Annotated in this window: 26 protein-coding genes; 14 read left to right on the plus strand and 12 right to left on the minus strand. The window is 69.8% G+C overall.

Annotated features, from left to right (window positions below):
* Positions 1–21: 21 nt before the first annotated feature.
* A complete protein-coding gene (tadA, locus tag LC452_RS15575) occupies positions 22–477 on the minus strand; it encodes a tRNA adenosine(34) deaminase TadA (RefSeq protein ID WP_223626902.1) in 456 nt (151 codons plus the stop codon).
* 81 nt (positions 478–558) lie between these two features.
* Between tadA and upp the strand changes: the two genes are divergently transcribed.
* Positions 559–1,191 carry a uracil phosphoribosyltransferase gene (upp, locus tag LC452_RS15580; RefSeq protein ID WP_136057072.1) on the plus strand — a complete coding sequence of 211 codons (633 nt, stop codon included), beginning with the start codon at positions 559–561 and terminating at the stop codon, positions 1,189–1,191.
* A gap of 31 nt (positions 1,192–1,222) precedes the next feature.
* On the opposite strand, the gene LC452_RS15585 is transcribed toward upp, so the two are convergent.
* The 3 genes from LC452_RS15585 to nadE all read right to left on the minus strand — a co-directional run bounded on the left by LC452_RS15585 (position 1,223) and on the right by nadE (position 6,365).
* Positions 1,223–2,005: a GNAT family N-acetyltransferase gene (locus tag LC452_RS15585; protein WP_223626904.1), complete on the minus strand. Its 783-nt coding sequence runs from the start codon at positions 2,003–2,005 to the stop codon at positions 1,223–1,225.
* Positions 2,002–5,472: a bifunctional RecB family nuclease/DEAD/DEAH box helicase gene (locus LC452_RS15590; protein ID WP_223626906.1), complete on the minus strand. Its 3,471-nt coding sequence runs from the start codon at positions 5,470–5,472 to the stop codon at positions 2,002–2,004. Before LC452_RS15590 ends, LC452_RS15585 begins: the two co-directional genes overlap by 4 nt.
* A gap of 74 nt (positions 5,473–5,546) precedes the next feature.
* Positions 5,547–6,365, minus strand: coding sequence for an ammonia-dependent NAD(+) synthetase (nadE, locus tag LC452_RS15595; RefSeq protein ID WP_223626908.1), 819 nt, complete (start codon positions 6,363–6,365; stop codon positions 5,547–5,549).
* 112 nt (positions 6,366–6,477) lie between these two features.
* Between nadE and LC452_RS15600 the strand changes: the two genes are divergently transcribed.
* Complete coding sequence (locus tag LC452_RS15600) at positions 6,478–7,035, plus strand: nucleoside phosphorylase (protein WP_223626910.1); 558 nt, start codon at positions 6,478–6,480, stop codon at positions 7,033–7,035.
* A gap of 14 nt (positions 7,036–7,049) precedes the next feature.
* Here LC452_RS15600 and LC452_RS15605 read toward each other — a convergent pair whose 3' ends face one another.
* The 4 genes from LC452_RS15605 to LC452_RS15620 all read right to left on the minus strand — a co-directional run bounded on the left by LC452_RS15605 (position 7,050) and on the right by LC452_RS15620 (position 12,320).
* On the minus strand, positions 7,050–10,061 hold the full coding sequence (locus tag LC452_RS15605) for an AAA family ATPase (protein ID WP_223626911.1): 3,012 nt from the start codon (positions 10,059–10,061) through the stop codon (positions 7,050–7,052).
* On the minus strand, positions 10,062–11,231 hold the full coding sequence (locus tag LC452_RS15610; RefSeq protein ID WP_223626913.1) for an exonuclease SbcCD subunit D: 1,170 nt from the start codon (positions 11,229–11,231) through the stop codon (positions 10,062–10,064).
* A gap of 261 nt (positions 11,232–11,492) precedes the next feature.
* A complete protein-coding gene (locus LC452_RS15615) occupies positions 11,493–11,960 on the minus strand; it encodes a DIP1984 family protein (RefSeq protein ID WP_223626914.1) in 468 nt (155 codons plus the stop codon).
* 51 nt (positions 11,961–12,011) lie between these two features.
* Positions 12,012–12,320: a GNAT family N-acetyltransferase gene (locus tag LC452_RS15620; protein WP_223626916.1), complete on the minus strand. Its 309-nt coding sequence runs from the start codon at positions 12,318–12,320 to the stop codon at positions 12,012–12,014.
* A gap of 328 nt (positions 12,321–12,648) precedes the next feature.
* Between LC452_RS15620 and LC452_RS15625 the strand changes: the two genes are divergently transcribed.
* From LC452_RS15625 to LC452_RS15655, 7 genes are all read left to right on the plus strand, one after another.
* The gene (locus LC452_RS15625; RefSeq protein ID WP_223626918.1) at positions 12,649–13,365 is read left to right on the plus strand and encodes a winged helix-turn-helix domain-containing protein; all 717 of its coding nucleotides are present in this window, start codon (positions 12,649–12,651) and stop codon (positions 13,363–13,365) included.
* Positions 13,366–13,411: 46 nt separating this feature from the next.
* Positions 13,412–14,371: a DNA-3-methyladenine glycosylase gene (locus tag LC452_RS15630; RefSeq protein ID WP_223626919.1), complete on the plus strand. Its 960-nt coding sequence runs from the start codon at positions 13,412–13,414 to the stop codon at positions 14,369–14,371.
* Positions 14,372–14,394: 23 nt separating this feature from the next.
* The gene (locus LC452_RS15635; RefSeq protein ID WP_223626921.1) at positions 14,395–14,592 is read left to right on the plus strand and encodes a hypothetical protein; all 198 of its coding nucleotides are present in this window, start codon (positions 14,395–14,397) and stop codon (positions 14,590–14,592) included.
* Between the two features lie 46 nt (positions 14,593–14,638).
* A complete protein-coding gene (locus LC452_RS15640) occupies positions 14,639–15,043 on the plus strand; it encodes a VOC family protein (protein ID WP_223626923.1) in 405 nt (134 codons plus the stop codon).
* 287 nt (positions 15,044–15,330) lie between these two features.
* On the plus strand, positions 15,331–16,137 hold the full coding sequence (locus LC452_RS15645; RefSeq protein WP_223626925.1) for an acyl-CoA thioester hydrolase/BAAT C-terminal domain-containing protein: 807 nt from the start codon (positions 15,331–15,333) through the stop codon (positions 16,135–16,137).
* A gap of 299 nt (positions 16,138–16,436) precedes the next feature.
* A complete protein-coding gene (locus LC452_RS15650; protein ID WP_223626927.1) occupies positions 16,437–17,606 on the plus strand; it encodes an RtcB family protein in 1,170 nt (389 codons plus the stop codon).
* Positions 17,607–17,684: 78 nt separating this feature from the next.
* Positions 17,685–18,083, plus strand: a complete 399-nt coding sequence (locus tag LC452_RS15655) for an MmcQ/YjbR family DNA-binding protein (protein WP_223626928.1) — start codon at positions 17,685–17,687, stop codon at positions 18,081–18,083.
* Between the two features lie 2 nt (positions 18,084–18,085).
* Here LC452_RS15655 and LC452_RS15660 read toward each other — a convergent pair whose 3' ends face one another.
* The 3 genes from LC452_RS15660 to sigJ are packed head-to-tail and all read right to left on the minus strand — an operon-like array spanning position 18,086 to position 21,825.
* Positions 18,086–19,549: an MFS transporter gene (locus LC452_RS15660; protein WP_223626930.1), complete on the minus strand. Its 1,464-nt coding sequence runs from the start codon at positions 19,547–19,549 to the stop codon at positions 18,086–18,088.
* 28 nt (positions 19,550–19,577) lie between these two features.
* Positions 19,578–20,927 carry a M20/M25/M40 family metallo-hydrolase gene (locus LC452_RS15665; RefSeq protein WP_223626932.1) on the minus strand — a complete coding sequence of 450 codons (1,350 nt, stop codon included), beginning with the start codon at positions 20,925–20,927 and terminating at the stop codon, positions 19,578–19,580.
* A 16-nt stretch (positions 20,928–20,943) separates the two neighbouring features.
* Positions 20,944–21,825, minus strand: coding sequence for an RNA polymerase sigma factor SigJ (sigJ, locus tag LC452_RS15670; protein ID WP_223626934.1), 882 nt, complete (start codon positions 21,823–21,825; stop codon positions 20,944–20,946).
* A gap of 118 nt (positions 21,826–21,943) precedes the next feature.
* Between sigJ and LC452_RS15675 the strand changes: the two genes are divergently transcribed.
* The 5 genes from LC452_RS15675 to LC452_RS15695 all read left to right on the plus strand — a co-directional run bounded on the left by LC452_RS15675 (position 21,944) and on the right by LC452_RS15695 (position 25,034).
* Positions 21,944–22,684 (plus strand): SDR family oxidoreductase, encoded by a 741-nt coding sequence (locus tag LC452_RS15675; protein WP_223626936.1) that lies wholly within the window; start codon positions 21,944–21,946, stop codon positions 22,682–22,684.
* Positions 22,685–22,714: 30 nt separating this feature from the next.
* Positions 22,715–23,725, plus strand: a complete 1,011-nt coding sequence (locus tag LC452_RS22115; protein WP_223626937.1) for an FUSC family protein — start codon at positions 22,715–22,717, stop codon at positions 23,723–23,725.
* A 42-nt stretch (positions 23,726–23,767) separates the two neighbouring features.
* Positions 23,768–24,184 carry a DUF1801 domain-containing protein gene (locus LC452_RS15685; protein WP_223626939.1) on the plus strand — a complete coding sequence of 139 codons (417 nt, stop codon included), beginning with the start codon at positions 23,768–23,770 and terminating at the stop codon, positions 24,182–24,184.
* Positions 24,185–24,265: 81 nt separating this feature from the next.
* Positions 24,266–24,532 carry a thioredoxin gene (locus tag LC452_RS15690; RefSeq protein ID WP_223626941.1) on the plus strand — a complete coding sequence of 89 codons (267 nt, stop codon included), beginning with the start codon at positions 24,266–24,268 and terminating at the stop codon, positions 24,530–24,532.
* Positions 24,533–24,623: 91 nt separating this feature from the next.
* Positions 24,624–25,034 carry a VOC family protein gene (locus LC452_RS15695; protein ID WP_223626943.1) on the plus strand — a complete coding sequence of 137 codons (411 nt, stop codon included), beginning with the start codon at positions 24,624–24,626 and terminating at the stop codon, positions 25,032–25,034.
* Positions 25,035–25,063: 29 nt separating this feature from the next.
* Here LC452_RS15695 and thrC read toward each other — a convergent pair whose 3' ends face one another.
* Positions 25,064–26,467: a threonine synthase gene (gene thrC, locus LC452_RS15700; RefSeq protein ID WP_223626945.1), complete on the minus strand. Its 1,404-nt coding sequence runs from the start codon at positions 26,465–26,467 to the stop codon at positions 25,064–25,066.
* Between the last annotated feature and the right edge of the window lie 60 nt (positions 26,468–26,527).

A 26,527-nucleotide genomic window follows, 5' to 3' on the forward strand; every position in this document is an offset into this window, starting at 1 on the left:
CGTCTCCGAAGATCGCGGTCTTCAGCGGCGCTGCTCGAAGAAGTCGCGCAGCAGGGCGGTCGCGGCATCCGCTTCGAGGCCGCCGACGACCTCCGCCCGGTAGGGAAGACGGCGGTCGCGGAGCACGTCGTATATCGACCCCGCCGCTCCTGCCTTGTCATCCCACGCGCCGAAGACCACCCGGCCGACCCGCGCCTGCAGGATCGCTCCTGCGCACATGAGGCACGGCTCGAGGGTCACGACGAGGGTGTGACCCTGGAGATTCCAGGAGCCGACGGATGCCGCCGCTCGCCGCAGCGCTTCGATCTCGGCGTGCCCGGTCGGGTCGTGCGTCTCCTCGCGGCTGTTGCGACCTTCGGCGACGATGTGTCCCTCGCTGTCGAGGATCACTGCTCCGACAGGGATCTCCGCGGCGGCCGAAGCTTCCGCAGCGAGCACGAGAGCACGTCGCATGGCGAGATCGTCGGCGGCGGTCATGGCTCGAGCCTACGACAGCCGCGCCGGCCTCTTGCCGAGGCCGATGTCGTGCCGAGGGGCGCCGCGCATTAGCCTGTATCCATGCGTGTTCACGTCGCCGACCACCCTCTCGTCACCCACAAGCTCTCGGTGCTGCGCGACCAGCGCACCCCGTCGCCGGTCTTCCGGCAGCTCACCGAAGAGCTCGTGACCCTGCTCGCCTACGAGGCGACGCGCAACGTGAAGGTCAGCCCGATCGAGATCACCACTCCGGTGACGACGACGATGGGCGTGAAGATCTCGGAGCCGCGGCCGATCGTGGTGCCGATCCTGCGTGCCGGTCTCGGCATGCTCGAGGGCCTGGTCAAGCTCCTCCCGACGGCGGAGGTCGGGTTCCTCGGCATGGTCCGCGACGAGGAGACGTTCGAGCCGACCACCTACGCCGAGCGTCTGCCCGACGATCTCAGCGACCGGCAGTGCTTCGCCATCGACCCGATGCTCGCCACCGGCGGTTCGCTCGCGGCGGCGATCCAGTTCCTCTTCAACCGCGGGGCCAAGGATGTCACCGCGATCTGCCTGCTCGGCACCCCCGAGGGCGTCGCTGCGATCGAGGCGATGGCGGGCGACCGCGATGTCACGCTCGTGCTCGGTGCTCTCGATGAGCGTCTCAACGAGAAGGGCTACATCGTGCCCGGCCTCGGTGACGCCGGCGATCGGCTCTACGGCACCGTCTGATCGCGACGCTGCTCGTCGCCTGCGGCCGCCGCTAGGCGATGTCGAGTCGATACGCGCGCTCGTCGCCATAGTGCCGGAATCCGACTCGGGTGAGGATCGGCGCGGAGGTGTCGACGCGCCCCTTCACCAGGGCCGTGGTCGCGCCGAGTTCCGCACTCGCCCGCAGTCGTTCGGCGAGCACGGCGCGGTACGCCCCTCGGCCGCGGAACTCCGACAGAGTCCCGGCACCCCAGAGGCGCGTGAAACCGTCGACGATCGTGCAGCCGCCTGTGCTGACCGCCCGGCCCTCGAGGCGCCCGAGCACGCGCAGGCCCTCCCCCGCCTCGCGCTGGCCGGTCACTTCCGCCAGCTCGATGCGCAGGCCTTCCTCGTCGAGCGGAGCCTGCTCCCACACGGGCACGTTGATCACGTCGACCTCGCGCACCTGGTCGAGCGTGCGGACGATCTCGCCGGTCGCGCCGCGCGGCACGTCGATGGAGAGATCGTCGATGGTGCGCGCGAGCACCGCGACGGTGTCGATGTGCTCCGCACCGCGTCGCTGCAGCTCCCCTTCGAGGTCGGGGCCGTCCGAAGGGTTGGTCCAGAAGGTCAGTCGGGACTCGCCCCAGTTCCTCGTGCGCTCGACGGCGTGATCCAGCACCGCCGCGGCGTCGGAGGACGAGCGCACCTGCGAGCCGCGCACCCCGCCGCCGAATCGTGCCGGGTAGCGCACGAGCGTCAGGTGCTCGACGGCGCGGTCGCTGTCGCGCGGAAACCACGCCCATGCGGCCGCCGCGCGGAGGATGTCGTCGGTCGTGTGCCCGAGCGTGCTCACCCTGCGGCCCCGACCAGTCGCGCGAAAGCACTGAGCCGGGCGACGCCCTCGGGCGTGTAGGGAAGGTCGTCGAGCAACGCCGGCGAGTGGATCAGATAGGCGACCGTCTGCGCGCGGGAGATCGCGACGTTGAGCCGGTTCTGCAGCAGCAGGAACTCCGGCCCGCGGGGCGCATCCCGTCCGCTCGAGGCCGCGAGCGAGGTGATCGATACGACCGCCTCCTTGCCCTGGAAGTTGTCGACCGTGCCGACGGGCACGCCGGAGAACCCGGCCTCGGCGAGCGCATCGAGAACCAGCTGACGCTGCGCGTTGTAGGGCGTGACGACGATGATGTCGGATTGCACGAGCGGTCTCGTCGTCGCAGCAGGGTCGTTGTCGGTGAAGGTGCGGCCGATGAGATCGCCGACGAGACGCACGACCTCGGCGGCCTCTTCGGGCGACTGCGTGGCGTTTCCACGGTGACGGAGCGGCACCACGTGCAGTCCGGGATCGATGCCGTCGATCGACCTGTTCTCCGTTCCGGGCGCGGAGGCGAGCTGACCGGCGTAGGCGAGCTTCGACACCGGCGCCGCGACGAACGGGTGCATGCGCCACGATCGCGCCAGGAAGTAGCCGTACTCGGGCCGCACGACCGGATCGCCGTCCATGACCCAGCCGAGGGCCGACGTGTCGACCGGCTCGGGATGAGCGCCCTGACTCACCTGCGGGAGCTGCTGCGGATCGCCGAGCAGCAGCAGGCGCTTCGCTCCGGCGGCGACGGCGATCGTCGAGGCGAGCGAGAACTGCCCGGCCTCGTCGATGACGAGCAGGTCGAGCCCCGCCCGATCGACGCGCTGGGTGTTGCTGAAGTCCCAGGCGGTGCCTCCGACGACGACGCCCTCATCGGCATGCTCAGCGAGGAACGAGGCCATGCCGTTCTTGGGGATCGCGGTGTACGAGACCTCCGCCTCGCTGTCCCTCGGCGCCTTGGCGACCTGCCCCGGCGCGACGCCGTCGGCGACGACGCGCTCGAGCAGCGTCTCGATGATGGCGTGCGACTGGGCGACGACCCCGATCTTGAACCCGTGCTCGTTCACGAGCCGCGCGATCACCCGCGATCCCGTGTAGGTCTTGCCGGTGCCGGGAGGACCCTGCACAGCGAGGTAGCTGCGATCGAGGTCGAGGACGCCCCGCACGATCGCGTCGATCACGTCATCGCCTGCCGTCGGGATCGGCGCCCCCGACGCGGTGCGCGGCGGGATGCGGCGCAGGATGTCGGTCGCCGCATCGGCGGGGAAGCCGGGCGCCTCGGCGTGCACCCTGTCGGCCCATTCATCGATGGCGCCCTGCAGCGACACCACGCGCGGCGGCGCGGCCGGCGTGAGTGCGACCGGCAGCTCGTCCCACGTCTGCCCCTGCACGGCGGACTCGGTCACGAGGTAGCCGTCGTCGAGCACCTCGCTCACGGTCACGGTGTGCGGCACGTGCACAGCCCGCGACGGCACCTCGGTGTCGAACGGCGCCGGCACCTCGTAGAGCGCGAACGGCTGCCCGCCGACCCCCAGGGTCGTTCCCGGCGACACTTCTCCGCGGATCTCGATGTCGCGGGACATCACCCGCCGCCCCTCTCCGATGCTCCACTCGCGGCGGACCGTCGAGGACGGGCGATCGACGCGCACCACGTCGCGCGTGCCGTCCCACATCGTCACGGGCTCGCGCAGCCGCTGGAAATGCGACACCCAGAAGCTCTTCGCCTCGCGCGGGAAGTAGTCGATCGCCGCGGCGGCGATCCGGTGCACGAGCCCGTCTCCCCCGGCCTCGACCGCGCGCTCGGCATCGGCGAGCAGCGCGACGGATCGCGGCGAAGGCTCGTAGATCACCTCGTCGATCTCGTCGGGCGGCGCCGGCGTCACGCCCTTCTGCCGGGCGATGTCGATCAGCCAGTTGCGCAGACGACGGGTCGAGACGCAGTCGTAGCGGTTGTAGTCGGCGAGGTCTGCCAGCACGGCATCCGCCTCGAGCTGCTCCCCTGCGGCTGCGAGCTCGCGCGCGGCGACGTACTGCACGATCGAGTCGTCGCCCTTCTGCACATCGCTCGTGCGCACGTCGTCGCCCATGTACAGCGGCTCGAGCTTCTTGATCGAGTACGAGCGCGACCCGACGCGCACGGTGCGCAGCACCAGCGGATACAGGTCGACGAACACCCCCTCGCGCAGCAGCCGATCGACCTCTCCCTCACGCACGCCGTGCCGCGCGGCCATCGCCACAAGGTGCGAGGTCTCGTACGGCGCGTAATGGTAGATGTGCATCGCGGGATGCGCCGCGCGTCGCACCTTCACGAAATCGAGGAAGTCTTCCAGAGCCTGACGCTCGTCGGCGAAGGTGTGCGCCCACAGCGCCGAATACTGGTCGTTGTTGTCGACCCAGCCGAACAGGTAGTCGATGCCCCAGTGCGCCTCGCCGTCGGGCGCCGGCTCGGTGTAGAGCGGATCTCCCTCGAAGTCGAAGAAGATGTCGCCGTGGCTGGGGAGCGGCAGCGTGTGGATGGCCGGCGCGTAGTGCACGTCGTAGGTCGGTGCTGCGTCGGCATCGGCGCGGATCTGCAGACGAGCCTGCGCCCGGAGGGTTTCGAAGGAGTCGGCGTTCATGCCCACCGGTGCCTCGGATGCCGACGCCAGAGCATCGATCGTCGCGATACCCGACGCGCGGAGTCGCGCACGCTGCACCGGACGCATGCGTGCGACCATCAGCAGATCGCGGTGGGCCAGCACCTGCTCTTCGCAGGTCGCGCATCGCCCGCACGCGACGATCTGCAGGTCGTCGCGATCGTCGCCCCAGGCCAGCGGAGCACCCGCGGCGCCGTCTTCGATGCGCCGGTCGGCGATGAGCGCCCGTAGACGGGCCCGACGGACCTGGAAGAGCGGGAGCAGGTCGTCCACGGCGTGCGTACTGATGCTGTGGTCGCCCAGGATCAGGTCGACCTCGTCGGATCGCGGGATGCCGAGCCGGTCGAGCTGGTCGACATATGCCGCCAGCTGCATGAGAGCGGTGACCCGAGCCTTGCGCGCCAGCTTCGAGTCCTGCACTCGCCATCGGCCGTCGTCGTCCTTGCGCAGGAAGTCGGCGAAGCCGACGAACTCATCGGTCGCGAAAGCGGCCTGGAAGACGACCAGCGCGTCGGACCGGAGCGCCGCCACGGTCTCATCGGTCGCCGCGCCGAGCGCCTCGGCATCGACCGACGACACCTTCTCGATCTGGTGGACCCTGTCGTCGCCGAGGTCTTCGACGTAGCGTGCCAGCACGTCGCGCTCATGCACGTCGCCGAGCAGGGCAGCGCGCTTCAGCGTGGCATCTTCCGGCTCTTCGACCGCGGGCACACGCCCGAGCTTCGCATCGATCGCACGGCACCAGGCGAACTCGCATTCCGCGGCCGCCTTGAGATCGCTGGCGCTCCAGATGACGCGCTGCGCCTCAGTGTCGATCCGCACGATGCTCCCGTTCTGTCGGATGCTTCGACACTATCCGCGGCATCCGACACGGGACGAACGGCGCGCGTCCCGGGTCAGCGCCACCAGTCGTCGTCGGGGGCAACCGGGAGGTGGCGCTTGTGCTGCGTCGCGAGGTACTTCGCCTCGATCCGGCCGGCGACGTCGGGATCGACGGTGCGGCCCTCGAGGAAGTCGTCGATCTGCTCGTAGGTGATGCCGAGCTCGTCCTCGTCGGCACGGCCGGGCTGGCCGTCGAGGAGGTCGGCCGTCGGCACCTTGAAGGCGAGCCGCTCGGGCGCGTCCAGGAACTGGAGCAGCGAGCGCCCCTGCCGCTTGGTCAGACCGGACAGCGGCAGGATGTCGGCCGCGCCGTCGCCGAACTTCGTGAAGAACCCGGTCACGGCCTCTGCGGCGTGATCGGTGCCGATCACCAGCATGCCGTCATGCCCTGCGAGCGCGTACTGCGTGACCATGCGCACACGCGCCTTGATGTTGCCGCGGTTGAAATCGCTGATGTCGCTGGTCACGGCGAACTCGATGTCCTCCTCGACGCCGTCGACGCCGTTCTGGATGTTCACCTCGACCGATGCGTCGGGCGCGATGTACTCCAGCGCCGCCTCGGCATCCGCAGCATCCCCCTGCACGCGGTAGGGCAGGCGCACAGCGAGGAACTTCGCCTCGCCGCCCTCGGCACGCACCCGTTCGACGGCGAGCTGGGCGAGGCGACCGGCGAGGGTCGAATCCTGTCCGCCGGAGATGCCGAGCACGAAACCTCGCGCGCCGGCCGTGCGGAGGTAGTCGACGAGGAACCCGACTCGACGCTCCACCTCGGTTTCGGGATCGATCTCGGACTTGACGCCGAGGTCTTCGGAGATCTGCTGCTGAAGGGTCATGGGGGTCCTCCGGTCTTCTCGAGATCAGTATCCACCCCCAGTGTTACATCGGAATGACGTGGCGGGCGCGGAGCCGCGGATCCCGGTCGTCGGACGATGGGAGAATGAGGGCGTGAGACTCCTCGTCGCCGCGATGGCATCCGAACTCGAAGCGTTCCCCGACGACCTGGAAGGTTTCGAGCAACTCGTCACCGGCGAGGGCAAGATGCAGGCGACCTACGCGCTGACGCGCGCTCTCGCGGCCAAAGAATACGAAGAGGTCGTCGTGGTCGGCACTGCCGGAGGGATCGACCCCGCGCTCGACGCCGTGGTGCACGAGATCGGGAGCGCGCTGCAGCACGATGTCTTCGATCTCGAGGGCGTTCCCGGCCAGCACGTGTCGCTGCCCGCACGCGTGTCGACGGGCCGAGACGGCGTGCTGATCGCCACCGGAGACAGCTTCGTCGGCGATGCGGGGATCACCGCGGTCATCCGTCCCTCCGGTGCGGGGCTGGTCGACATGGAGACGTATGCGTACATCTGGGTCGCGCAGCAGTTCGGGGTGCCGATTCGTGCATTCCGCGCCATCTCCGACCGTGCCGAAGAGGGGGCCCTGGTCGATTTCCGGGCGGCGATCGCGCGGTGCAGCGTGATGCTGCGAGAGACCGTCCGCGAGCAATACGGCGTCTGACGCCGGTCGGCCGGTCAGCGCGTCTCGATGATGCTCGGCCCGTTCGGCGTCGCCCGCACGGTGAGCTGCGCGGGGATCTGCTCCTGCATCGCCTCGACGTGACTGATCACGCCGACGGTCCGGCCACCCTGCCGCAGTTCGTCGAGCGTGCGCATCGCCACGTCGAGGGTGTCGCCGTCGAGGGATCCGAAACCCTCGTCGATGAAGAGCGTGTCCAGACGGATGCCGCCGGCACGGGCCGTCACCACCTCGGCGAGTCCGAGCGCGAGCGCGAGCGAGGTGAGGAAGGTCTCGCCCCCGGAGAGCGACTGCGGCGGGCGCGTCTGCCCGGTGAACGCGTCGGAGACCACGATGCCGAGACCGGACGCGGCGCCGCGCGCGGCGAGTGCGTCGGAGTGCTGCAGCTGGTATCGGCCGGTGGACATGTCGTACAGGCGACGGTTCGCGGCTTCGACGATCTCTTCGAGCTCGGCGGCGAGGACGAAGGTCTCGAGCGTCATCTTGCGGGTGTTCGCGCCTCGCCCCGCGATGGCATCGGCGAGGCCCTGCAGCACCTCGAACTCGGCGGCGTCGTCGGCCGTCCTCGCATGCTCGGAGGTCGCGGACGCGATGAGGTCTTCGAGCCGTTCCACGGTGCCGAGCGCGCGGCTCGCCTCATCGACGGTGTGCACCCACGCGGCACGTGCTTTCGCCGCCGCCTCTTCGTCGGGCGAGATGTCGATCGGCTCTTCGGGGAGCGTGCGCAGCTCGAGGTCGAAGAGCGTCGACCTCTCCTTCTCGCGCTGCACGGCGTGCTGGGAGATGCGCGTCTCAAGGGCCTCTTGCACGGCCACCGATCGCAGCGCCCTTTCCACGGCGGCCACGTCGTCGAACGCGGAGTCTGCGAGAGCGGCATCCCGCTCATCCTCGGCCTCTTCGAGGGCCTGCGTCCGTCGCTGCTGCTCGGCGACTGCCGCGGCGAGCAGCCGGGCGGCCGACACCTGGGCCGTGATGTCGGCGAGTCGCTCGGCGACGGTATCGAACGGCCCGCGGGCATCGGCGATCAGAGCGCGGGCCTCTTCGGCGCGCTGGGCACGGAGAGCGAGTTGCTCCCGCGCCGCCGACAGCGTCACGTCACGATCCGCGCGTTCGCGTTCGAGCCGGTCGGCCCGCTCGGCGAGCTCCTGCAGCCGCGCGTCGAGGGTCGTCAGGCGGTCAGCGGCAGCGAGACTCTCCGCGTGCGCCTCGACCGCCGCGGTGCGCTCGGTCTCGGCCTGCTCGACGGTGCGGCCGTCGGCCCCGGCCTCGGCCCCAGCGAGCTCGGCACGGAGAGACGCGGACATCTCGGAGGCTTCACGCTCCCGCTCGGCCCCTGCATCCCGCTCGGCCTCGGCGGCAGCGATGTCGTCGGCGGAGACGGGGTCGGCGTGCGTGGCCGGCGACGGATGCTCGTGCGATCCGCACACCGGGCACGGCTCGGCGGTGACGAGACCCGAGGCGAGTTCGCCGGCCATCCCATCGAAGCGACGCTGCCGCAGCTGCGCGAGCGCCGATTGAGCGGTCGCATGCTGGGTCGTCAGTGCAGCCAGCTGCTGTTCGGCGATCTCCTGCTGCGCACGGACGCGCTGCACGTCGCGGGCGGCGCGGACGCGGGACTCGGCGGCGTCGCGCGCGGCGGCCAGGTCGGCGGCACGGTCGGCGATGCGCCGGGCGTCATCGCGCTCGGCGGTCACAGCGACGATCTGAGCCGGCAGTTCGGCTCGCTCGACGGCGCCCTCCTCGACGCGGGCGGATGCCGACTGCACGGCGACTTCGGCTGATTGCAGCTCGAGGGTGAGCGCCGGCTCCTTCGCTTCGAGCTCGGCAGCGCGCTCCCACCCGCCGCTCTCTCTGAGGCGCGCGGCGGCCCAGGTCTCGAGGTCGTCGTCGGTCGCGACGCCGAACTGCTCCCACGACGCGCGGGAGGTCTGCTCGGCCGCGCTCGCACTCTCCCAGGCCGTCCGCGCGCGAGCAGCGGCCGCGATCGTCGATCGCAGCGCCTCGGCCGACCGGGCATCGGCCAGCTCCGCGCGTGCCGCCGCGATCGACGGCTCCTCCGCATCGAGCCGGTCCAGTGCAGCGCGGGCACGGTCGCGCTCGGACTGCGCGCGCTGCTCCTCGCGCCTCGTGGAGAGCACGAGGTCGGCGGCCGTCGAGGATCTCTCGGCCTCCGCGCGCTCGGACACGCGCCGTTCCGCCCGGTAGTCGGCACGGGCCTTCGCCCGGCGCAGACCGTCGAGGCGCTCGGCCGTCGTCGCGGTGACGGTCGGTCGGGCGGTCTGCTCCGCAGCGGAGGCCTCCCCGGTGCCTGCCTCTGCCGCATCACCCCAGAGTTCGGCCGTGGACACCAGGCGCTCCGCCTCTTCCACGCGGGCGGCGACCGTCGCGAGCCGTGCTCCGAGCGCCTGCTCCGCGCCTCGGCGCCGGTCGTCGAACCGGGCTTGCACGTCTTCGAATCGCTGCGTGCCGAACAGTCGGCGCAGCAGCGTCTGGCGGTCTTTGCTCCCGGCGAGGAGGAATTCCGAGAAGCGGTTCTGCGCGAGCAGGATGACCTGCAGGAACTGGTCACGACTCAGCTGCAGGATCTCGTCGAGCTCGTTGGCCACATCGACCGCCCGCGCGGCGCGGCCGACCCACCCGGCATCCGTCCACTCGTCGAGCGCCACGCCGGCGGCCTGCTTCGTCGTGCCTCCGCCGCGCTTGGACGGGCGCACGTACTCCGGGGATCGCGTCACGCGGAAGCGGCCGGCCGAGGCGCTGAACTCGACGACGACCTCGGAGAGGTCATCGGGTTCGCAATGATCGCTGCGCAGTCGCTTCTCACCGCCGTCGTAGCGCGGCACGCCGCCGTAGAGACCGAAGCAGACGGCATCGAGGATGCTGGACTTCCCGGCACCGGTGCGCCCGGCGATCAGGAAGATGCCGTCGTCGGCGAAGGCGTCGAAGTCGACGGTCTGGCGCGATCGGAACGGGCCGAACCCCTCGACCTCCAGGCGGTGCAGGCGCATCTAGACGAGCGCCTCCGCACGCACACGGTCGTCGAGCACCGCGCGGATCAGCTCGCTCTCGGTCTCGGTCGGCCCGTGCCCGGCGCGCACGTGCTCGAGGAAGGCCTCGATCCGCTCGGCGTCGCTGACCGCGGCTCGCAGCCGCTGCGAGTAGGTGCGTTCGCGCTCCTCAGCCACGATCTCGGGCTGATGCTGCACCATGGCGCAGAACGGGAAGCTCTCACGCAGGCGCCGCATCGGCTCGGCCTGCGGCATCGCGTCGGTGTAGATCGCGCAGACCCAATCGTCGGCATGCGCGGCCACACTGGCCTCGGAGAGGATCTCGGTGAGCGGACCCGTGAGGGTGACGAGCCGCCGCGGAACCGGCAGTTCCAGCCATTCCACGGACGCGAGGCCGTCGGCGTCGAGCTCGATCAGCCACGAGCCGCGGGGCTTGTGCTGCTCGCCGAAGCTGTAGTGCAGCGGCGCTCCGGCGTACCGCACACGCTCGCTCAGCTGCTGCCGGCCGTGGATGTGGCCGAGAGCCATGTAGTCGGGGCCGTCGAAGACGCTCAGCGGTACGACGTCGAGGCCGCCCTGCCGCACCTCGCGCTCGAGGCCGAGCGTGGCGTCGACGCCTGCCGCGAAGCAGTGTGCGATCGCGACCGAGCGACCGGGGTGCGCGCTCATGCCCGCACGGACCAGATCCATCGCGTGCGCCATCGTCTGCGCCTGCGTGCGCAGCTGGCGCCCTTCGGAGTCGCCTTCCGGCCAGTGCTGGCGCACGATCGCGGGCTCGAGGTAGGGAATGCCGAAGAACTGCACCGGCCCGTCGGCATCGTCGACCGTCACGGGAGTGCCGACGGCCAGCGGATCGGTGAGCACATGGATGCCGTCGCGCAGCAGTCGGGCCTGGAAGCCGAGGCGTGCCGCCGAATCGTGGTTGCCGCTCGTCACGATGACCCGGGCACCGGTCTCATGCAGCGCGACGAGTGCGTCGCCGAGCAGTGTGTAGGCCGGGCCGGATGGCGTGGCGGAGTCGAACACGTCTCCTGCGACGAGGACGACGTCGACGGCGTTCTCCCGCACCTGCTCGGTGAGCGCTCCGAGCACCTCGGCCAGCGCGTCCATGGTCGAGTGACCGTGGAACGTGCGACCGATGTGCCAGTCGGAGGTGTGCAGGATGCGCATACTCACAAGGTACGAACCACCTCGGACATTCGGTCCGAGGCGTGCCGCAGTTGCTGAGGAGGCGAAGAGCGGAAGGTCCCCTGACCCACCCTCGTCATGACGATCGGCACGCGGTGATGCAGGGTGCGCTGTGCGCGTTCACATGTGCGGCGTGCGGGGCTGCGCGATGCGATCTGGCTGCCCTCCGCCCTCATGTGGTGCCGGAACTTGCCCCTCCCGGCGGGGGTTGTGCCCGCTTCGTCGTGACTACCGACTTCCGCTCTACTCCTCCAGTTCGTGCAGCCAGTTCGCCTGCTGGATCCTGTTGTCGAGCTCCCGCAGCCCCTGCGCGACCCCGTCGGCCCTCGCGCGCAGGTCGGCGACCGGAAGCGCGGAGATCTTCCGCAGCTCCGATCTCATCTGGCGCTGGACATGGTCGTTCGCTCCGGATGCGGCCGCGGCGGCATCCGCCAGGAGGGAGTGCTGCAGGCGCAGGACGTCCCGGGCGGCGAGCGCGTCGGTCATCGTTCCGTCGCCACCGAGATCCAATCGCGCGTTCGTCGCGTTGATGCGGCGGATCAGGTCGCGCAGCTGCGCGAGAGCGGCATCCGCTTCGACGATGAGAGCGCCGGCGTCCTCCGCGGGCTCCTCGCCCTCCTGGTACCGGGCGTTCGCGGTGATGCGGGCGCGGAGCTGCTCGATGCGGCGCTGCAGATCGGCGCGGGCGGTCAGGGCCTCGGCGAGTTTCATGACTTCATCTTGTCAGGGCGAACGCGTAACAGAGCGAAACAATCGGGTGCGTCAGCGCGAGCGCAGGAGGTGCGCGTGATCCGGGTGGGCCGAGAACCAGTCGGCGACATACCAGCAGACCGCGTCGACCTTGCGATCTCCGCGCGACTCGATGTCGGCGACGGCGCCCTCGACGACCTTTCCCGCGTAGCCGTGGCCGCGGAAAGTCGGGATCGTGAAGGCTCTGGTCAACGCGACGGTGCTGCCGTCGTCACGGTAGTCGAGCACGCTCACCAGTCGCCCGTCACGCATCAGGGTGTAGCGCGATTCATCCTTCTCGTCGGTCAGGATGAACCCGCCGACCGTGGTCGAGATCGTCATTCGAGCAACGTTACGCCCGCTTCTGCGCACATCGCCCGTTTTGACATGAGGCGACACGATCAGACATAATCCCCCCATGACCACCAACGCACGCCCTTTGTCCGCCCAGGAGGCGAACGGGACTGCCGGGATGATGATGCCCGGTCGCGTTGGCATGTGTTGCCGAATGTGTCGCTGAACGAACAGCAACTCCGCCTGACCTGATCCTTCGCCATCTGCGAGGCCAGAGTCACCGAGCATCCACCCTTGCTCGCTTCCCGGCTCCGCCGGTCATTCACGCAACGCATCAGAGCCGCTCTCCGGCTCACGTCCTGAGGACTTCATCATCATGTCGAACATCGCCATTCTCGACCGCCCCACCGTCTCCGCCCAGACCACCGCGGTCCGCTCGCAGCAGCCCGCAGCCACCGCTCCCCTGGCCGGCGCCGCCGATCTTCCCGCCGTCCGCTCGCCCCGCGGCTTCGCCCTGTACGTCGGACTCGACGAGATCAAGGCCGCCGAAGCCGGCGTGAGCCTGCCGCTCCTCGTCGACGCCCTGCGCCGCACGCTCGCCGAGCTCGCGCCGGGTGCCGAGACCCATGCCACCGTCGCCCTCGCCCCGCACGGCTCCGGCGGTCGCGACCTCGACGTCGTCCGCCTCGCCCTGCAGGAGCCCGGCGCGATCGCCCGCACCAAGGCGGCCGCCGAAGAGGACACCGTCGAGGAGGAGACCGGCGTCACGGTCGACATCTCCCGCAAGCGCGTCCTCATCGACGGCGAGTCCGCCGCCTTCACCTACAAGGAGTTCGAGCTGCTGCAGTACCTCGTGCTCCGCGAGGGACGCACGATCGAGCGCTCCGAGCTCGTGTCCGCCCTCTGGCAGGCGCAGGACGACGAGACCCCAGGAGAGCGCACGATCGACGTGCACGTGCGTCGCCTGCGCGCCAAGCTCGGCCGCTACGAAGACATCGTGCGCACCGTGCGCGGCATCGGCTACCGCTTCGACCGGCACGCCGACGTCGTCATCCGCTACGGCCACGGCACGCCTTCGCCCGACCGCTTCTGAGCATCGCCCCGCCGTCTCTGTCGGCGCCGCCGCGTAGGGTGGGCGCATGACCCTGACAGCGGATGCCGGAGCGGCCCAGGCCGCCGGCTCGGATGCTGCGCAGGAGACCGTCTACCGGCCTCGACATGACCTCGACCTCGGTCGCACCGTCGGCGTGCTGCGCCGTGGGGGAACCGACCCGACGACGGTCATCGACGGCCGCGTGATCTGGCGAGCCGTGCGCACCCCGCTCGGCGCCGCGACGCTCGCGTTACGGGTGGCGGGCGACGAGGTCCGCGCGACCGCGTGGGGCGCCGGAGCCGCTGAGGCGCTCGACCGGGTGCCCGATCTGTGCGGCGCGCGCGACGACGCCGACGGGTTCGACGCCTCGGGGCATCCGCTCATCGCCGAGGTCGCCCGTCGCAATCCCGGCATCCGCCTCACCCGCACCGACGAGGTGTTCGACGCGCTCGCAGGATCGATCCTCGAGCAGAAGGTCACCGCGATGCAGGCCTTCGGCGCCTGGCGGTTCCTGGTGTCGCGCTTCGGCGAGCCTGCCCCGGGGCCCACCCCTCGCCCGCTGTTCGCACCGCCCGCGGCATCCGTCTGGCGCACGATCCCGTCGTGGTCCTGGCACCGCGCGGCCGTGGAGCCGCCGCAGTCCAAGACCCTCGTCCGCGCCGCCGCCCGCGGCGACAGCATCGAGCGCGCCATGCGCACGGCCGCGACCGGCGCCGACCGCGACCGCGTGCTCACGAGCCTCCCCGGGATCGGCGTGTGGACCTCGGCGGAGACCCGCATCCGCGCTCTCGGCGATCCGGATGCGGTGAGCGTCGGCGACTTCCACCTCGCGCACGAGGTCGGCTACGTGCTCACCGGCTCACGTACCGACGACGACGGCATGCTCGAGCTTCTCGCCCCCTGGGCGGGGCACCGCCAGCGCGTCATCCGCCTGATCTATGCCAGCGGGGTGAAGGAGCCGCGCCGCGGCCCGCGCCTCGCACCCGAGAACCATCGCGACCGCTGAGCCCCGAGATCTAAGCTGAGATCATGTCCCGCACCGCGCTCCGCGTCTCCGTCACCGCCGGCCTGCTCGTTCTCGGTGTCGTCATCGGCCTGATCTTCCAGAACGTCTGGCTCGGCATCCTGCTGGCAGCGATCGTGTGGCTCGGCTGGTTCCTCGGCTACGAGTCGCGCCGCGGGAACAACGCCGGGGTCAATGACGAGGACCACGGCATCGAGCTCTGAGCGTCCCCTCTGGTGCGACGTCCGTCGTGCCTGGAAGACTGGGCGCATGGCTCTCCTCGATCACCTGGGCATCACCGTCGCCGACCTCGAGCGCGGGCGTGCACAATTCCACCCGGTCCTCGCTGCGCTCGGCTACCAGGCCGGCGGAGAGGACGACCACTCCATCTCGTGGAACAACGGCGACGAGACCGAGATCATCCTGTACGTGTGGGATGAGGACAGCACCCCGCACCGGCACGGCCGCGTCGGGTGGCAGCACCTCGCCTGGGCCATGGACTCCCCCGCCGAGGTCGACCGCCTCCACGCGGTCGCCCTGGACGCCGGATGGACCGCGGTGCGCGACCCCAAGGAGTACCCCCGCTACAGCGACCGGTACTACGCCTCCTTCGTCGAAGACGCCGACGGCATCCGTATCGAGTTCATGTACAACCCTCCGCGCGAGCAGGCTTGACTCCCGGGCGGAGCAGCGCCCGGGAGCGTTGGCTGTTCGCGGGGTTGGTCTTCGCCGGCGGAGCGCTCATCGCGCTGGCGATCTGGCTGGACGTCCGCGACGGCGTGCCGACGATGAGGAAGGGAGACCATCCCTGGGAAGTCGTGATCGTCGGCGGGCTCGGCATCGCTCTTCTCGGCAGTGGCCTGAACGCGATGTGGCGCGCTCGCAGGTCGCGGCGGAGCGCCCCCAGGAAGCCAGAGAACCGGCACTGACGACCATCGGGCACCATCCGCCACACTGGGACCATGCCATCGCTCGCTGCCGCCGACCTCCACGACGCGCACCCGGACGAGCCGTGCGGCACCGCCGTGCTGCTGCTCGCCGGTTCCAGCGGGCGCATCGAGACCGAGCGCGCTGACCTGCTGGCGAGACACGGCGCTCGAGTGCGGGCCATTCGCTGGTTCGGCGGTGTCGGGCAACGGCCGGCGCCGCACGAGGTGCCGATCGAGCTGTTCATCGAGCATCTCGATCTGCTGAGACGCGAAAGCGACCGCGTGGCGATCTTCGGCACGTCGTTCGGTGCCGAGGCCGCGCTCGTCACGGCATCGGTGCATCCGACCGACGTCGCGATCGCGGCCGCTCCCTCGTCGGTCGTCTGGTCGGGACTCGGCGACGACGGGTGGTCGTCGCACTGGACGCTCGACGGCATCCCGCTTCCGGCGGTGCCGTTCGACTCGTCGTGGGAGCCGGATACGCATCCTCCCGCATACCGCTCGCTGTACGAGTCCAGCATCGAACAGCATCCGGATCTCGCGGCCGCGGCAGCGATCCGCGCGGAAGACATCGTCGGGCAGCTGGTCCTCATCGCCGGAGGTGACGATCAGGTGTGGCCGAGCGTCGCGTTCGCCGAGCGCGTCGCAGTGCGGCGCACGGCCGCCGGTCTCGACACCGTGGTCGTCACGCATCCCACGGCCGGCCACCGCCTGACTCTGCCCGGCGAGACGGCCGTCGTCGGTGGACGCGCGATGGCGCGGGGCGGGTCGGCCGCGGCCGATGCCGACCTCGGGGCACTCGCGTGGCCCGAGATCGTGCGATCCCTCGGCCTCCGCTGAACCCTCCGCGCGAGCAGGCTTGACTCCCGGGCGTGTCGCCCCCTATTCTCGGAAAGCTGTGCCGACCGGCGCAGCACGCCAGCCGAGGAGACGAACGGATGACCGCCCTGCGGCAACTCCCCTTCGCCGCGGTCGAGGCGCTTCAGCCGAAGCGCAACGACCGCTACGAGTCGTACCCTCCGGCGCGCGCCGTCTGACAGCATCCGCTGCTCTCACGCCTCGTACCGTCAGGTCCGGGGCGTTTTCCGTTTGGAGAGACCCCTGACCTGTGGCTGGACATCACCACAAGGAAAGGAATCATGGAGAGGCTCTCCGCACGGCTGCTGTCGTGGGCGTCGCTGATCGACGAGAAGACACTCGCGCAGGCGCACACCACGGCACGCATGCCGTTCATCCACCCGCATCTGGCACTGATGCCGGATGCGCACCTCGGAAAGGGTGCGACCGTCGGATCGGTCATCCCGACGCTCGGGGCGATCATCCCCGCCGCCGTCGGTGTCGACATCGGCTGCGGCATGATCGCCGTCCGCACCCAGTTCACGAAGAGCGACCTCGAAGGTCGCGACCTCGCCGAACTCCGGGAGCAGATCGAGCGCGCCATCCCGCTCTCGGCCGGCCGGTACAACAACAAGGTCGTCGCGACCGCCGAGCCTCGCATCGCGGAGCTCGAGGCGCTGGCTGAGAAGAACGGATTCGACCCTGCGCAGTACGCCGGGAACTGGCGGCTGCAGCTGGGCACGCTCGGCTCGGGCAACCACTTCATCGAGGTGTCGGTCGACGAGCTCGACCGGGTCTGGCTGTTCCTGCACTCGGGGTCGCGAGGCGTCGGGAACAAGATCGCCATGAAGCACATCTCGGTCGCGCAGCGGCTCGCGAAGCAGTGGTGGATCGACCTCCCTGACCCCGACCTGGCGTACCTGGTCGAGGGGACGCCGGAGTTCACCCGGTACATCCGGGAGCTCCGGTGGGCCCAGCACTTCGCGCTGCTGAACCGGGCGGAGATGATGGATCGGGTCGTGCGTCAGGTGTCGGAGTTCCTCAGCACACCGGTGGACGAGCAGGAGCGGATCAATTGCCACCACAACTTCACCGAGTCGGAGAAGCACTACGGCAAGCAGGTGTGGGTGTCGCGGAAGGGGGCGATCCAGGCGGACGCCGGTCGGCCCGGACTCATCCCCGGCTCGATGGGCACCGCTTCGTACGTGGTCGAAGGGCTCGGCGACCCGCAGTCGCTGAACTCGTCGCCGCACGGCGCCGGCCGGAACTTCTCCCGGTCGACGGCACGGAAGACGTTCACGCACGAGCAGCTGCGGGAGGCGATGACGGGGATCGAGTTCCGTGACACGGACGCCTTCATCGACGAGATCCCGCAGGCGTACAAGCCGATCGACCAGGTGATGGCGGATGCCGCGAGCCTCGTGTCGATCCGGCACACGCTGCGGCAGCTCGTCAACGTGAAGGGCGACTGAGGAGAGGGGTCGGGTGGAGCATGCTCCACCCGACCCCTCTTGCGGCAGAGTGGAAGAACCCAGGATGAAGGAGATCACGTGAACGGCGAGGAACTGCAGGAGTGTGCTCGGGCACGAGTCGACGAGCTTCCCGGTGCCGTTCTGGAGTATCCGTTCGGACCCGAATGGGAGGTGTACAAGGTTCGGGACAAGGTGTTCATGCTGATGATGGATGTCACCGGTGATCCGAGGGTGACCCTGAAAGCCGACCCGGAAGACAGCAAGGCACTCCGGGAGCAGTTCGACGCCATCACTCCCGGCTATCACATGAACAAGAAGCACTGGATCACGGTGAACCCCTCCGAGGACCTGGAGCCGGAGCTGATCGAGGATCTGGTCACGGATTCGTACCTGCTCGTCGTGGCGAACCTCCCGCGCGCGAAACGGCCGGTCGACCCGGCCACCTTCGGACAGGACGGCCGGCGCGGTGGGGACTGATCTCAGACGGCCGGCGCAGCTTCGGTCTCGACCGACCGGTCGGTGAACGCGGCCTTCGGAACGAACACGAGCAGCACCGCCGCGGCGAGCGCCGTCGCGCCGCACACCACCCACACGGTGAAGTAGCCGGCGAGCGATCCTGCGGTGCCCTCGCTGGCCCCGGCAGCCGTGCTCGCGACCCCGTTCAGCAGCGCGATGCCGAAGACGCACGACGCGATCGCGCCGCCGACGGTCTTCACCGAGTTGGTGAGGCCGGTCGCCACGCCCGTCTGCGTCGCCGGAGCAGCGGATGCCGCCGCCGCCGGCAGCGCGGCGACGAGCGCACCCGAACCCAGCCCGACCACCACCATGTTCGTGATGACCTGCGCGTAGGTGGCATGGAACGGCAGGAACAGCAGGAACCCGACTCCGACGAGCACCGAGGCGCCCATGAGCGTGAGCCGCGGAGTCAGCCGGCGTGCGATCGTCGGGAAGAGCAGCGCACCCGTGATCATGGCGATCAGGTAGATCCCGATGATCAGCGACGTCGCGAACCCGGTCGTGCCGAGGCCGTAGCCGTAGGTGTCCGGATCGGTGCGGGCGAAGGTCGACAGCGGCGCCTGCGCACCGAGCACGCTCACCCCGAAGAGTCCGGCGGTGAGGAAGACCGGGCCGAGGGCCGGCGAGCGGAACATGCGCACGTCGATGAGCGGGTCGTCGCAGCGGAGCTCCCACAGCACGAACGGGATCACGAGGAGGAGGCCGAGCACGACCACGGCCCACGACCAGGGATTCACGAGCCCGCCCTCGAGGCGGAGCAGGCTGAGGCCCCCGGTGAAGCAGACGAGCGCGAGGGAGATCAGCACGAGACCGACCGTGTCGAACACACCGCCGGTCGGATCCGGCGACTCCTTCACCCCGAACAGGATCACGAAGAAGCACACGACGATGAGCACGGCCGGCACGAGGAGCACGACCGTGAGCGGGAGGACGTCGATCAGCGCACCGCCGACGAGGGCGCCGATGATCGCACCGCCCTCGAGCGCGGCGACGAGGAGCCCGGCCGCCTTCGCCGTGATCGAGGACCGCCCCTCCATGCGCCGCGACCGCGACCAGATGAGGGCGATCTCCAGCGGGAGCCAGACGACGTAGAACCCCATCAGCGCCCAGGCGGCGAGGAAGACGCCGAACGAGTCGGTGAACGGCAGCACGAGGGCGGCCGCGGCGGTGAGGGCGGTCGAGATCAGCAGCATCCGCTTGTGGCCGACCATGTCGCCGAGCTTCGCGAACGCCGGAACCACGAGCGCCGACAGCATGAGCTGCGCGCCTTCGAGCCAGTTGACGTCGGCGTCGTGGATGCCGAGATGACGGGCGATGTCGGTGAGCATGGGCGTGTAGTAGCCCTGCAGCACGCCGCTGGTGAACTCGACGAAGGCGAGGAAGCCGACGACGACAGCGAGGGTGCCCAGTGTGCGCGTGCGCGTCATCGCGTCTCCTGATCGTTCTCGGGTGAGATCACTGTAACCGTTCGAGGAGCGCGCGATGGAAGCGCTCTCCGCGCTCCAGCGCGACGATCTCGACGCTCTCGTCGACGCCGTGGATCGAGGCGCGCTGCGCGTTCGACATGTCCAGCGGCGCGAAGCGGTAGACCGCCGGCGAGAAGCGGTGGAAGTGTCGGGAATCCGTGGCCGCCATCATCACGTACGGTACGGCGGGGACTCCCGGATGCGACACCTCGAGCGCCTCGGCGAGCAGAGCGAACTGCGGGTTGTCGGTCGGCGACTCCGGGGACGGCTCGCTCGCCTCGAGCACCTCGACCGAGACCAGCGGATCCCGGATGCGGCGGCGCACGCGGAACACCGCCTGCTGCGTGGTCTCCCCCAGCGCGATGCGGAGGTTCACGGTCGCCGAGGCCTGGGAGGGCAGCACGTTCGCCGCGGTGCCGCCGGACTGCATGGTCGGCGCGACCGTCGTGCGGACGAGAGCCGCGGGCTCTCCGCCGAGTGCGGCGAAGACCCGCGCGGTGAGCAGCGGCGCCGATCCGAGGAGGCGCAGCAGGTGTCGGGCGGGCCCGGGTGTCTGCGTGGCCAACTGTGACAGCATCCGGAGAATCGCACCCGAGGCGTGCGGGCGGAAAGTGGTGGGACCGAGCCGATCGACGGCGCGGGCGATGCGCCGCACGGCGGTGAGCGACGGCGGAGCGGAGGCGTGGCCGCCGTCACCGCGAGCCGACAGCCGCACGGTCATCACGCCCTTCTCCCCGACACCGATCATCGCTGCACGCCCCGGCACGAAGGGCAGCGGGGCGTCCACGACGGCCCCGCCCTCGTCGACCACGAGCCAGGGCACGACCCCGCGGTCGCGGAGGACCCTGGCGATCTCCTCCGCCGCGTGTCCGTAGGTCTCCTCGTTGCCGCCGAACGAGACGTACACGTCGCGTGCGGGCACGAATCCGTCGGCGAGGAGGTTCTCGACCGCTTCCAGGACCACGATCAGCGGCCCCTTGTCGTCCAAGGCGCCGCGGCCGTACACCGAACCGTCGGCGATCACTCCGGCGAACGGAGGGTGAGTCCAGGCGTCGCTCTCGTCGACGGGGACGACGTCGTAGTGCGCCATCAGCACGACAGGACCGTCGGATGCCGCGCCGCGCCCTTCCCAGTGGAACAGGAGCCCGAAGTCCGTATGCCGTTCCCGTCGCAGCTTCTCGTGCACGAGCGGGTACAGGTCCGCGATCACGGCGACGAACTCTTCGAACGGAGCGGTGCCGCGCTCCTCGAGCTCCGCCGAGACGGTCGGGATCCGGATCATCTGCGAGAGCCGGTCGTCGATGCCGGGGCGCACGGTCGGTGTCGTCACAATCGTCATCGTAGCGATCGGCCCGTCACTGCCACTGCGTGAGCTTGTCGGGGTTGCGGACGATGAGGATTTCGGTGATCCGGTCGCCTTCGACGATCAGTGAGAACACGGAGTCCGCCCTGCCGCCGACGCGTGCCAGCAGAGCGATGCCGTCGGTCGTCGCGGTCACGGTCAGCTCCGCCCCGGGGTTCAGGCGCGGCAGGCCGAGGAGGAAGCGGGCGACCCGGTCGGAACCGAGAACCGGCCTCAGCGCCGCCGACATCTTGCCTCCGCCGTCGGAGCGCAGCACCACGTCCGGATCCAGCAGCGCGACGAGGCGGTCGAACTCGCCGGTCGCCGACGCCTCGAGGAATGCCCGGGCGACCGCGTCGTGCTGCTCGCGCGTGGCCAGACCTGCGCGGCGCTCGCGCACCCGTCGTCGCCCCTGCGAGGCCAGCTGGCGCACCGCATCCTGGCTACGGCCCACGGTCTCGGCGATCTCGGCGAACGGCACGCCGAACACGTCGTGCAGCACGAATGAGACGCGTTCCGCCGGCGTGAGCGATTCCAGCACGACCAGCAGGGCCATGCTCACGGATTCGTCGAGCGTGACGCGGTCGAGCGGATCGAGCTGTGCCGACGCGACCAGCGGCGAGCTGCGGGGCAGCGGCTCGGGGAGCCACGGCCCGACGTAGCTCTCCCGACGCACCCGGGCCGATCCCAGCACGTCGAGGCAGATGCGCCCCGCGACGCGCATGAGCCAGGCGGCGGGGTTGATGATCTTCGCGCGTTCCTCGTCGGACAGGCGGTACCAGCGCACGTACGTCTCCTGCACGGCATCCTCGGCGTCGGCGACGGTGCCGAGCATCCGGTACGCGCGGGCGAGAAGGTTGCGGCGTTCGGCTTCGAGAGTGTCGAGATCGTCCATCGACTCCTATCCTGTCCCCGATCGGACCATCCGTCGACACGAGCAGTGCAGGTCCGCCTCACATTCGCGGATGCTGCGCCGTCGAAGGAGTATGAGCTTCGAACAAGGAGAGTCCCCCATGAAGATCGCCGTCGCAGGAGGTACCGGAGTCGTCGGTCGGCACACGGTCGATGCGCTGCGAGCAGCGGGCCACGACGCCGTCGTGCTGACCCGCTCGCGCGGTGTCGACCTCGTCACGGGCAAGGGCCTGGATGCGGCGCTGACCGACGTCGACGCCGTGATCGACGTCGCGAGCATCGAGACCCTCAAGGCCGCCGCGGCGATCGAGTTCTTCACCGCCGCGACCGGGAACCTCGTGTCGGCCGCCGCCGACGCCGGCGTCGCGCACGTCGTGCTGCTGTCGATCGTCGGGATCGACCGCATCCCGTACGACTACTACGCGGGCAAGGTCGCGCAGGAGAAGGTCGTCGAGCAGTCGCCCGTGCCGTGGACGATCCTGCGGGCGACGCAGTTCCACGAGTTCGCCGCGCAGATGTTCGACCGGGCGAAGGTCGGGCCGCTGCATCTCGCGCCGAACGCGCGCACGCAGCCGGTCGCCGCGCGCGAGGTCGGCGATCGGCTCGCCGAACTCGCCGCCGGAGAGCCACAGGGTCGCGTCCGGGACTTCGCGGGTCCGCGTGAGGAGCAGCTGGCGGAGATGATCCGCGCCTACGCCCGCAGCGAGGGGTATCGCGGATCGATTCCCGCGCTGAACATCCCCGGCCCCCAGATGGCCGGGATGCGTGCCGGAGACGCGCTGCCCGGACCGGATGCCGTTCTGGGGCGCCAGACCTTCGCGGAGTGGCTCGCCGCGCACTGACGGATGCCGAGCGGAGACGACAATGGAAGGGTGAGTCTCTTCGCCTTCGCCCCTTCACGAGGCCCGCGCTGGCCGCTCGCGCTGCAGGCCGCGCTGGGCATCGGGGTGCCGATCGCGGCGATGACCCTTCTCGGTCAACCGGCGCTCGGCTATGTCGCGGCGAGCGGTGCGTTCACCGTGCTGTATCTCGGCTCCGCGCCCGCCGTCGACCGCGCACGGGTGCTCCCGCTGGTCGCGGCGGGCCTCCTCCTCAGCGCGGTGTTCGGCGTGCTCATCGCAGGGAACGCGTGGCTGGTGAGCTTCGGCGTCGTGATCGTGGCGGTCGCCTCGGCGGCGCTCGCCTTCGGCTTCCGTCTCGGCCCGCCGGGTCCGCTGTTCTTCGTGCTGGTCTTCGGGCTCTCGGCGCACGTGGTCGACGTCTCGGCGATCGCACCGGTCGTCTACATCGCCGCGCTGGCGGCCGGCTGCGCGTTCTCGTACCTGGTCGCGATGGCACCCCTGCTGCTGCGGCGCACTCGCACGACGCCCGCCCGATCTCTGCGGGCCCTGCTTCCCGGGCCTTCCTGGGGAGCGGACTCCCGCATCCTGCTGCTGCGCGTCGGCATCGTCGCCGTCGTCGGTGTGCTCCTGGGACTCGTCATCGATCCCGCGCGCACGTACTGGATCGTCGGGTCGGCGGTCGCGGTCGTCGGCGTCGCAGCGGCGAGGAAGGCGGCGTTCCAGCGCGGGCTGCACCGGATGCTCGGCACCGTCGTCGGAGCAGGCGTCTACGCGGTCCTCGCGCTGCTGCATCCGTCAGGCGTCTGGCTCGCGCTCCTGCTGGCCGCGCTGCAGTTCACGATCGAGCTGGTCGTCGTGCGGCACTATGCCCTCGCACTCGTCTTCATCACCCCGCTCGTTCTGCTCCTCACCGGGGCGGCGACCGGAGAGATCGGCTCGATGGACATGGCAGCAGAGCGCATCGTCGACACCGTCGTCGGTGCGGCTCTGGGAGCGGCATCCGGGCTGCTGCATCCGCGGGCGATGCCGGAGAGCTCCTGAGAACCCCTTGGCAGGGTGGGCTCGTCCGCACAGAATGGGAGCGTGCCCGCCGTGATCGAACCTCCCCGCCCCGCCGACATCGTCGAGTATCACCGCCAACTGGCGCCGGCGGATCGAGAGATCTGCGAGCTCCTCGCCACCGCGATCGAGCGAGGACTCCCCGAGGCGAGATCCAAAGTGTGGCACGCGCATCCCGTCTGGTTCCTCGAAGGCAATCCGATCGTCGGCTACGACCGGCTGAAGGATGCCGTGCGGCTGATGTTCTGGAGCGGCCAGTCGTTCGACGCAGAGGGGCTCGCCGCGTCCGGCAGCTTCAAGGCCGCGGAAGCCCGTTACACCGATGTCGTCGACGTCGACGTCGACGCCGTGACCGCGTGGCTGTCGGCGGCCCGCGAGATCCAGTGGGACTACGAGCACATCCGCACGAACCGCGGCCTCGTCAAGCGCACCGACTTCTGACTCGCGCCCCACCACCGGGAACACCGGGCGGCGGGCGACGGTTGCATCCGGAGAACCCGATGTCCTGGAAACGAGGTGCGCATGGAGCTGACACTGGTCTCTTCGTCGTTCTGCGGCGCATGCGCGCGCACGCGGTCTGTGCTCGCCGACGCGGTGCGCTTCCTTCCTGACGCGATCGTCACCGAGATCGACGTCGCACGCGAACCGGATGCCGCAGAGGCCCTCGACATCGGCTTCACCCCGACTGTCATCATCCGCGATGGATCCGGCGCGGAGGTCTTCCGCGCCGAGGGCGTGCCGACCGTTCCCCAGGTACTCGCGGCGGCCGTGAAGGCACTCCCGGCCTGAACCGGGAACCTCTTGCGCACGGGTGAGCCCCGGCGCAGACTGACGTGCACAGATGCCCACGAGGACACCTCCGCACACCTTGGAGTCGCTCATGCCCGATCTCAACCCGTATCTGTCCTTCCGCACCGAAGCACGCCAGGCCATGGAGTTCTATCAGAGCGTCCTCGGCGGGGAGCTCGACATCAGCGTGTTCGGGGACTTTCCGGACATGGTTCAGGACCCGAGCCAGAAGGACCTCGTCATGCACGGCCAGCTGACCACTCCCGATGGCTTGGTCCTCATGGCATCGGACACTCCCACGGGCATGACGTACGAGAAGCCCCAGGGCATCTCGGTATCGCTCAGCGGCAACACGCAGCAGGTGACGCAGCAGGTGTGGGACAAGCTGTCCGACGGCGCCACGATCACAATGCCGCTCGACGTGCCGCCGTGGGGCGGAACGTTCGGCATGCTGGTCGACCGCTTCGGCATCGCCTGGATGCTGCACGGCAACCCCGAGTGACCGGGGCCCCACCTGCGGGTGGGCCTCGCTCAGTGCAGCGCGTTCTCCTCGATGAAGGCCCGGAGCGCGTGCTCGTCGTCGGCCATCTCGGTGACGTGCTGAGGTGCGTCGAGCATCTCGCGCAACTCGGGCGCGTAGGCGAGCTCGATGCCGATGGCCTCGTGGATCGTCTCGGCGAATTTCTCGGGCTTCGCCGTCTCGAGCACGAGCATCGGGACTCCGGGCTCCAGGTGGTCATGCGCGATGCGTACGCCGTCGGCCGTGTGCGGATCGATGATCTCGCCGCTCGCCTCGTAGACGGAGCGGATCGTCGCGAGCCTGTCCTCATGGGTCGAGGTGCCGCTGACGATGCCGAACTCGTCGACGAAGCGCGACAGCTCCGCGGAGAAGTCGAAGAAGCCCTGCTCCTCGAGCTCGTGCCAGGCGCCCACGACGCGTGACGCGTCTCGGCCGACGAGCTCGAAGATGAACCGCTCGAGGTTCGATGCCTTCGAGATGTCCATCGAGGGGCTGGAGGTGGCCAGAGTCTGGGCGGCGTTGCGCGGGCGATAGATGCCCGTGCGGAAGAACTCGTCGAGGACGTTGTTCTCGTTGGCGGCGAGGACGAGCCGGCGGATGGGCAGCCCCATCTGCTTCGCGTAGAAGCCCGACAGGATGTTGCCGAAGTTGCCTGACGGCACGGTGAACGAGAGCTCGGTCCAGCCCCCGGCATCCGTCGCCCGCAGCCAGGCCCAGAAGTAGTAGACGACCTGCGCGGTGATGCGCGCGAGGTTGATGGAGTTCACCGCGCCGAGGTGCTGCGCACGCTTGAAGACGAGATCGCCGGCGAGGTGCTTGACGAGGTTCTGGCAGTCGTCGAAGACGCCCTCGATCGCGATGTTGTGCACGTTCGCGTCGTCGAGGGAGAACATCTGCGCCCGCTGGAACGCGCTCATCCGTCCCTGCGGCGACAGCATGAACACGGCGACGCGCTCTTTGCCGCGGAGCGCGTGCTCGGCGGCGGAGCCGGTGTCGCCCGACGTGGCACCGAGGATGTTGAGCACCGAGTCCTGGCGCTCCAACGTGTATTCGAGCACCTGGCCGAGGAACTGCATCGCCATGTCCTTGAACGCGAGGGTCGGCCCCTCCGACAGCCCCACCAGGGTGATGTCGTCGCCGATCGCGCGCAGTGGCACGACGCTCGCCGGGAAGTCCGCATACGCATCCGTCGTCATCCGGGCGAGGTCTTCGCGCGGGATGTCGGTCGCGAACAGGCCGATGACCTCCGTCGCCAGCTGCGGGTAGGTCAGAGCCCGCCAGCGCTCGAGCGTCTCACCGTCGACGGTCGGCATGACCTCGGGAACCGCGAGCCCTCCGTCGGGCGCGAGTCCCTCCAGCAGCGTCTCGCTGAACGACTGCGGCTGCATGCCTCCGCGGGTGGAGATGAACGGCACGTTGGCTCCTCGGATCGGGACTCGGCGTCTCCATTCTCTCAGGCCGCGATGGTCGTCGAT

It is taken from the genome of Microbacterium sp. EST19A (assembly GCF_019969685.1).
In the GTDB taxonomy this organism is placed as follows: domain Bacteria; phylum Actinomycetota; class Actinomycetes; order Actinomycetales; family Microbacteriaceae; genus Microbacterium.

Bases quoted from the DNA above. Each gene is read 5' to 3' on its own strand.
- LC452_RS15630 (WP_223626919.1), top strand. From the start codon at position 13,412: ATGACCCTGACAGCGGATGCCGGAGCGGCCCAGGCCGCCGGCTCGGAT.
- LC452_RS15620 (WP_223626916.1), bottom strand. From the start codon at position 12,320: ATGACGATCTCGACCACGGTCGGCGGGTTCATCCTGACCGACGAGAAG.
- LC452_RS15635 (WP_223626921.1), top strand. From the start codon at position 14,395: ATGTCCCGCACCGCGCTCCGCGTCTCCGTCACCGCCGGCCTGCTCGTT.
- LC452_RS15605 (WP_223626911.1), bottom strand. From the start codon at position 10,061: ATGCGCCTGCACCGCCTGGAGGTCGAGGGGTTCGGCCCGTTCCGATCG.
- upp (WP_136057072.1), top strand. From the start codon at position 559: ATGCGTGTTCACGTCGCCGACCACCCTCTCGTCACCCACAAGCTCTCG.
- LC452_RS15645 (WP_223626925.1), top strand. From the start codon at position 15,331: ATGCCATCGCTCGCTGCCGCCGACCTCCACGACGCGCACCCGGACGAG.
- tadA (WP_223626902.1), bottom strand. From the start codon at position 477: ATGACCGCCGCCGACGATCTCGCCATGCGACGTGCTCTCGTGCTCGCT.
- LC452_RS15690 (WP_223626941.1), top strand. From the start codon at position 24,266: ATGGAGCTGACACTGGTCTCTTCGTCGTTCTGCGGCGCATGCGCGCGC.
- LC452_RS15665 (WP_223626932.1), bottom strand. From the start codon at position 20,927: ATGACGATTGTGACGACACCGACCGTGCGCCCCGGCATCGACGACCGG.
- LC452_RS15660 (WP_223626930.1), bottom strand. From the start codon at position 19,549: ATGACGCGCACGCGCACACTGGGCACCCTCGCTGTCGTCGTCGGCTTC.
- LC452_RS15650 (WP_223626927.1), top strand. From the start codon at position 16,437: ATGGAGAGGCTCTCCGCACGGCTGCTGTCGTGGGCGTCGCTGATCGAC.
- LC452_RS15695 (WP_223626943.1), top strand. From the start codon at position 24,624: ATGCCCGATCTCAACCCGTATCTGTCCTTCCGCACCGAAGCACGCCAG.
- sigJ (WP_223626934.1), bottom strand. From the start codon at position 21,825: ATGGACGATCTCGACACTCTCGAAGCCGAACGCCGCAACCTTCTCGCC.
- LC452_RS15640 (WP_223626923.1), top strand. From the start codon at position 14,639: ATGGCTCTCCTCGATCACCTGGGCATCACCGTCGCCGACCTCGAGCGC.
- LC452_RS15675 (WP_223626936.1), top strand. From the start codon at position 21,944: ATGAAGATCGCCGTCGCAGGAGGTACCGGAGTCGTCGGTCGGCACACG.
- LC452_RS15625 (WP_223626918.1), top strand. From the start codon at position 12,649: ATGTCGAACATCGCCATTCTCGACCGCCCCACCGTCTCCGCCCAGACC.
- LC452_RS15615 (WP_223626914.1), bottom strand. From the start codon at position 11,960: ATGAAACTCGCCGAGGCCCTGACCGCCCGCGCCGATCTGCAGCGCCGC.
- nadE (WP_223626908.1), bottom strand. From the start codon at position 6,365: ATGACCCTTCAGCAGCAGATCTCCGAAGACCTCGGCGTCAAGTCCGAG.
- LC452_RS15610 (WP_223626913.1), bottom strand. From the start codon at position 11,231: ATGCGCATCCTGCACACCTCCGACTGGCACATCGGTCGCACGTTCCAC.